This window comes from Nonomuraea sp. H19 (assembly GCF_052068215.1).
Lineage (GTDB): Bacteria > Actinomycetota > Actinomycetes > Streptosporangiales > Streptosporangiaceae > Nonomuraea.
In genome coordinates this window covers 1-5,397 of the sequence record NZ_JBQHCV010000085.1, presented here as the reverse complement: position 1 = coordinate 5,397, position 5,397 = coordinate 1, and the positions used below count along the sequence as shown (strand labels likewise).

The 5,397-nt window shown below is 70.6% G+C and carries 5 protein-coding genes and 1 pseudogene; 2 read left to right on the top strand and 4 right to left on the bottom strand.

Going from position 1 to position 5,397, the window contains the following annotated elements:
• Positions 1-198 precede the first annotated feature (198 nt).
• Entirely contained in the window at positions 199-633 is a 435-nt protein-coding gene (locus ACTMTI_RS56415) for a hypothetical protein (RefSeq protein ID WP_441129325.1), read from the top strand.
• Between the two features lie 253 nt (positions 634-886).
• Here ACTMTI_RS56415 and ACTMTI_RS56410 read toward each other — a convergent pair whose 3' ends face one another.
• The 3 genes from ACTMTI_RS56410 to ACTMTI_RS56400 all read right to left on the bottom strand — a co-directional run bounded on the left by ACTMTI_RS56410 (position 887) and on the right by ACTMTI_RS56400 (position 3,852).
• The gene (locus ACTMTI_RS56410; protein ID WP_441129324.1) at positions 887-1,489 is read right to left on the bottom strand and encodes a TetR/AcrR family transcriptional regulator; all 603 of its coding nucleotides are present in this window, start codon (positions 1,487-1,489) and stop codon (positions 887-889) included.
• Between the two features lie 48 nt (positions 1,490-1,537).
• Positions 1,538-2,533, bottom strand: coding sequence for an NADP-dependent oxidoreductase (locus tag ACTMTI_RS56405; RefSeq protein WP_441129323.1), 996 nt, complete (start codon positions 2,531-2,533; stop codon positions 1,538-1,540).
• A gap of 392 nt (positions 2,534-2,925) precedes the next feature.
• The gene (locus ACTMTI_RS56400) at positions 2,926-3,852 is read right to left on the bottom strand and encodes an NADP-dependent oxidoreductase (RefSeq protein ID WP_010982638.1); all 927 of its coding nucleotides are present in this window, start codon (positions 3,850-3,852) and stop codon (positions 2,926-2,928) included.
• Between the two features lie 145 nt (positions 3,853-3,997).
• Between ACTMTI_RS56400 and ACTMTI_RS56395 the strand changes: the two genes are divergently transcribed.
• Positions 3,998-5,032 (top strand): GlxA family transcriptional regulator, encoded by a 1,035-nt coding sequence (locus ACTMTI_RS56395; protein WP_042494272.1) that lies wholly within the window; start codon positions 3,998-4,000, stop codon positions 5,030-5,032.
• 66 nt (positions 5,033-5,098) lie between these two features.
• Here ACTMTI_RS56395 and ACTMTI_RS56390 read toward each other — a convergent pair.
• A pseudogene (locus ACTMTI_RS56390) lies at positions 5,099-5,236 on the bottom strand (IS630 family transposase); the annotation flags it as partial.
• Between the last annotated feature and the right edge of the window lie 161 nt (positions 5,237-5,397).

The following is a 5,397-nucleotide window of genomic DNA, read 5'->3' as shown; positions in this document are numbered from 1 at the left end:
CACCGCCGGCGGTCCTGAATGCGCCATACCTGCCAGCGTACGAACTTAACCGACGGATTTCAGGCGTATAACACTAGATCGCTGCCGTTGCGGCTCCGTAGGGCGACACGGCCGTCGGCCCACCGGCCGGCCAGGGCGCGGTAACCGTCCACTTCTGTTATGCGCTGTTGAGCTGTCCACGGACTATCGTCCAGCGTCATGTCGATCACCGGTTGGCGAGCACGGGAGTTCAGCTCTCTGTTGGCCGATCTCGGTGAGGGGTTGGATGATCTGGGGGTGCCCGAGGGGCAGCCGTTCCTGATCAGTCCGGCGGGCGTGTACGACGTGGCGCTGAACCGGTATTTCTCGGTGTGGCTGGCGTCTTCGCCGTGGAACACCCAGGCCGCCCATGTCCGGGACCTGCGCACGTACTTCGACTTCCTGTGGTTCGCGCGAGGCAGGCGGGACTGGCGTGATGCGCCCATGGACGACCGGGCGGCGTTCGAGTGGTGGGGCGGTCACCTACGACTGCCATGTCTGCCGCCACCCTACGAGCGCCCCGACCTGGCCGCCTGCGCCACGCACGACGCGGTAGGACGGCATCATCGCGTCGAAGGCGCCCTTGAACTGCTGAATCGACCCACAAAGCCCTGACCGCACCACACGGGCCTCGACCCGGAATCCTGCGGACAGGGACTGTGCGACGGGGACTCGACGCCACGTAGGTGGGCAATTTCCGGAATCCCAGCAGCACGCGGTGGCGGTAGCCCTCCGGCCGGGGCCCCACCCGTCCAGTCATGCCGGTATGGGTAGCAACGGCCGGATGACCTGCCATTTGGGGATTCGGGCCATGCCGCAGCCGAGGACTACCCGGATGGTCGCCTGGGCCTGAGGCTGGGGCCGCGCTTCAGCGAGGCAGCAGGACGTCAACCTGCCCCCGGATGTCCTGCACGATCTCCTCGACGCTCAAGGCGATGTTCACGCCCGCCGCCATGCTGAGGAACATCACGGCGGACACGATGTGTGCCAGCGTCGCGGCGTCGCCCTCTGCGACCCGATCGTCTCGGCGCAGCACGGCGGCGACGGCCTCCTCGGTCTGCGCGACGATGGCCAGTGCCGCGCCGTGCCGGGGCTCCTCGGGGTCGCCGAAGACCATCTCTCGCAGGTAGGTGCGTCCGTTGTCGATCTGGATGCGGTTGCACTCGACGATCGGCCGGACGATCGCCAGCACCGCGTCCAGCACGCCGGGGATGGCTTCGGCGTCCGCCCGGCCCTGCTCAAGTGCTTCGACGTACTTGGCGTTCTGGACAAGGAGGAGGAGTTCGCCCTTGGTCTTGGCATAAAGGAACAGGGTCCCGGTGCCGATGTCGGCCTTGTCCGCGATCTGCTGGGTCGTGACCTCATCGACGCCGTGTTCGGCGAACAGCTCACTGGCGGCAGCGACAATGCGGTCGAGTTTCTCCTGCTTGTTCCGCTCGCGCCGTCCGACCGACTGGGAGGCGACAGACATGGGTGGTGTCCTCGTGCGTTCTGTGTCGCCCGTCGCGGTTGCGGCGGGTCAGCTGCTGCCGATGACGGCCTTGCCGCGGATGCCGCCCTGGGACAGGGACTGCAGCGCCTGCGGGGTCTGGTCGAAGCCGACCACCTTTCCCACGACCGGGCGCACCGCGCCCTGGTCGATGAGAGTGGTGATCTGGCGGAGCTGGTCGCCGCTGGCGCGCATGAACAGGAACTCGTACGTCACGCCGAGCTTCTTGGCCTGCCTGCGGATCTTGCCGCTCAGGCCTGCGACCGCCAGGCGCATCAGCGGGTTCAGGCCGGCCTCGCGGGCGAACGCGGGGTCCGGGGGACCGGTGATCCCGATGGCTTTGCCGCCGGGCTTGAGCATCCGCAGGGACTTCTCGAGAGTCTTCCCACCGATGCTGTCCAGCACCAGGTCGTAGCCGGTCAGGAGCTGTTCGAAGTCCTGGGTGCGGTAGTCGATCACCGTGTCCGCGCCGAGCGCGCGCACGAAGTCCGCGTTGGAACCGCTGGCGGTCGTGGCGACGCTCGCACCGAGGTGCGCGGCGAGCTGGATCGCGATCGAACCGACCCCGCCGGCGCCGGCGTGGATGAGAACCTTCTGCCCGGGCCGCACCTTCCCGCGCTCCACCAGCGCCTGCCACGCCGTGAGCGCCGCCAGCGGCAGCGAGCCGGCCTCTTCCATGCTGATGGAAGCGGGCTTGAGCGCCAGGTCGCCTTCCGCTATGGCGATGCGCTCGGCGAACGTGCCGATGCGGTCCTGGTGGGGCCGGGCGTAGACCTCGTCTCCGGGCTTGAAGCCGCGAACTGCCGTCCCGACGCTGATGACGGTGCCCGCGACGTCGTTGCCCAGGATCAGCGGCAGCTTGTAGGGCAGGATCTGCTTGAACTCACCGGCGCGGATTTTCTCATCCAGCGGGTTCAGTCCGGCGGCCTCCACCCGGACGAGCACGTCGTGCTCCCCCACGGTGGGTTCGGGGACGTCCGCCTCTTGCAGCGACTCCTTGTACTTGGTGACGACGAACGCTCGCATGGGGCGCTACTCCTTGTCTTCATCCTGTTTATCCAGGCGTGAGGCCAGATCAGCCAAGGCGTGACATGGGGCCTAGCCTCACTCCATTAATCCGATTGCACTCAATTATGAGTCTGCTCAGGATTATTGTCAAGGGAGGTCCCATGGGACGCGGTCACATGCCGATCGGGCGCCGCGAGCGGGCCAAGCAGGCCAAGTGTGAGCGCATCATGACCGCAGCCCGCGAACTGTTCGCCGCACATGGCGTCAGCGGGGTCACGGCACAGCAGCCGGCCGTGCCCGCAGGTCCGCCCCGTCCCGTTCGGCCGCGCCCGGAGCCCCGGGACCGGTCGGTCCCGGGGCTCCGGTCCCGCTCCACCTGCCCGCAGCCGACCCGGCCGGGGCGGCCGGCGTCAGGCGACGCTCAGGACGATCTTCCCGGTGGTGCGGCCCTGCTCGCCGATCTCGTGCGCCTTCGCGGCCTCGGCCAGCGGGACGACGGTCTCGACCACGGGCGTGAGCGCGCCCCGCTCGGCCAGGGCGGCGATCTCGCGCAGACCCAGGTGGTCGGGCTCGACCAGCATCCACACCGCCCGCACGTGGCCGGGGACGTCGGCGGGGACGTCGTCGGGGCCGGGCAGGGTGATCAGCCGGCCGCCCGGGCGCAGCACCGTCAGGGACCGCTCGGCGTTCTGGCCGCCGAGCCCGTCCAGCACCACGTCCACGTCCCCGACGGCGTCCTCGAAGCGGACCGTGCGGTAGTCGATCACCTCGTCCGCGCCCAGCTGCCGCAGCAGGTCGTGCTTGCCGGCGCTGGCCGTGCCGATGACGTACGCGCCGCGGGCCTTGGCGATCTGCACGGCCAGGTGGCCGACCCCGCCGGCCGCCGCGTGCACCAGCACCCGCTCACCGGCGCGCACCCCGGCGGTGTCCACCAGGGCCTGCCAGGCGGTCAGCGCGGCCAGCGGCAGCGCCGCCGCCTGCACGTGGGTGAGGTTCGCCGGCTTGGGCGCGAGGTGACGGGCCGGGGCGACGACGTACTCGGCGTAGGCGCCGGCCTGCCGCGGGAACAGCGGCATGCCGTACACCTCGTCCCCGGGGCGGAACATCCCCACGCCCGGTCCGACGGCCTCCACGGTGCCGGAGACGTCCCAGCCGACCGCCGGGACCTCGCCCCACTCGATCAGGGCCCCGCTGGCCCGGGTCTTGAAGTCCACCGGGTTCACACCGGCCGCGTGGACCCGCACCAGGACCTCGTTCAGTCCCGGCTCGGGCCGGGCGACCTCACGCTCCACGAGCACCTCCGGTCCGCCCCACTGCTCCACGACCACCGCACGCATGCTGTCCGCCTCACTCTTTTCCGTCTTGATCGGATACCGGCCGCCCGGGCCCTTCCCGGCGCGACGCAGTCCACGATCCGACACCCGCCCCCACCATGGTGTTGGCCGTCTGGCCACTATGTGACAGGATCTGGCCATGAGCGAGATGCAGTGGCCGTGCACCGACCCCCGCCCCGACCCGAGCGCCGACGCGGCCGGGCGGCACCGCATCGCCGTCCTCGCCCTGCCCGGCGTCCCGCCCTTCGAACTCGGCATCCCCTCCCGCGTCTTCGGCAGCGTCCTGGACGCCGGCTCACGCCCGCTGTACGAGGTCACCGTCTGCACCGCCGACGGCGCCCCGGTCCTCAGCGACGCCGGGTTCACCGTGCAGCCCGCGGCCGGTCCCGAGGCCCTGGCCGCCGCGGACACCGTGATCGTCCCGCCCACGCACGCCATGCCCGAGCTGGGCCGCGGCGGCCCGCTGCCGCCCGAGGTCACCGCGGCCATCGCCGGCATCCGGCCCGGCACCCGCCTGGTGTCCATCTGCACCGGCTCCTACGTCCTGGCCGCCGCGGGCCTCCTCGACGGCCGGCCCGCCACCACCCACTGGCACCTCGCCCCCGAGTTCCGCCGCGCCTACCCCCGCGTCAAGGTCGACGAGGAGGTCCTCTTCGTCGACGACGGCGACGTCCTGACCTCCGCGGGCGTCGCCGCCGGCGTCGACCTGTGCCTGCACATGATCCGCCGCGACCACGGCGCCGCCGCCGCCAACCGCGCCGCCCGCATGTGCGTCGTCCCGCCCTGGCGGGACGGCGGCCAGGCCCAGTACATCGACCGCCCGGTGCCCGAACCCACCGTCGCCACCACCACCGCCACCCGCGCCTGGGCCCTGGAACACCTCGGCGAACCCCTCTCCCTGAACCGCCTGGCCGAACACGCCCGGATGAGCCTGCGCTCCTTCACCCGCCGCTTCCGCGACGAGGTCGGCATGACCCCCGTGCAGTGGCTCACCGCGCAACGCCTGGAACTGGCCAAGCAGTTGCTGGAGACCACCGACCTGTCCATCGACCTGGTCGCCCACCGCTGTGGCTTCGGCTCCGCCAACTCCCTGCGCGCCCACATGCGCACCGCCTTCGGTGTCTCACCCGCCTCCTACCGCCGCACCTTCCATACCGACGACCTGGTGGAAGCGGGCGTCTGAGGACACATCAGCGCCGCACACACCCGCTCCGCGGGCCGGCCGGGATCCGCCTGATCATCCGCTGTCGGTGCCCCCTCCAGCGGAGGCCAGCAGCATCATCGCCCGCCGGTAGCGCACCGAACTCGTGCTGCCCCGGCGCACGATCTGCTGCAGCTTCTGCCCCTCGTGGTCGGTCAGTCTGCGTACACGGACGGGCTCGGCCACCGCGCCTCCAGCGGTCGGATCGGATGTCACCGCACATGCAACCGCCACGACCGCCGACCCGGCGAACCTATGCGGTCACAGCACTAGCGGTAGTCCGTTGAATCAAGGTGGGCGGTAGAGGTGTATGCCTTGGCCTGCGGTAACGGCGTCGATGAGGGCTT

Coding starts and splice junctions, on each gene's coding strand:
- ACTMTI_RS56415 (WP_441129325.1), top strand. CDS start 199: ATGTCGATCACCGGTTGGCGAGCACGGGAGTTCAGCTCTCTGTTGGCC.
- ACTMTI_RS56410 (WP_441129324.1), bottom strand. CDS start 1,489: ATGTCTGTCGCCTCCCAGTCGGTCGGACGGCGCGAGCGGAACAAGCAG.
- ACTMTI_RS56405 (WP_441129323.1), bottom strand. CDS start 2,533: ATGCGAGCGTTCGTCGTCACCAAGTACAAGGAGTCGCTGCAAGAGGCG.
- ACTMTI_RS56400 (WP_010982638.1), bottom strand. CDS start 3,852: ATGCGTGCGGTGGTCGTGGAGCAGTGGGGCGGACCGGAGGTGCTCGTG.
- ACTMTI_RS56395 (WP_042494272.1), top strand. CDS start 3,998: ATGCAGTGGCCGTGCACCGACCCCCGCCCCGACCCGAGCGCCGACGCG.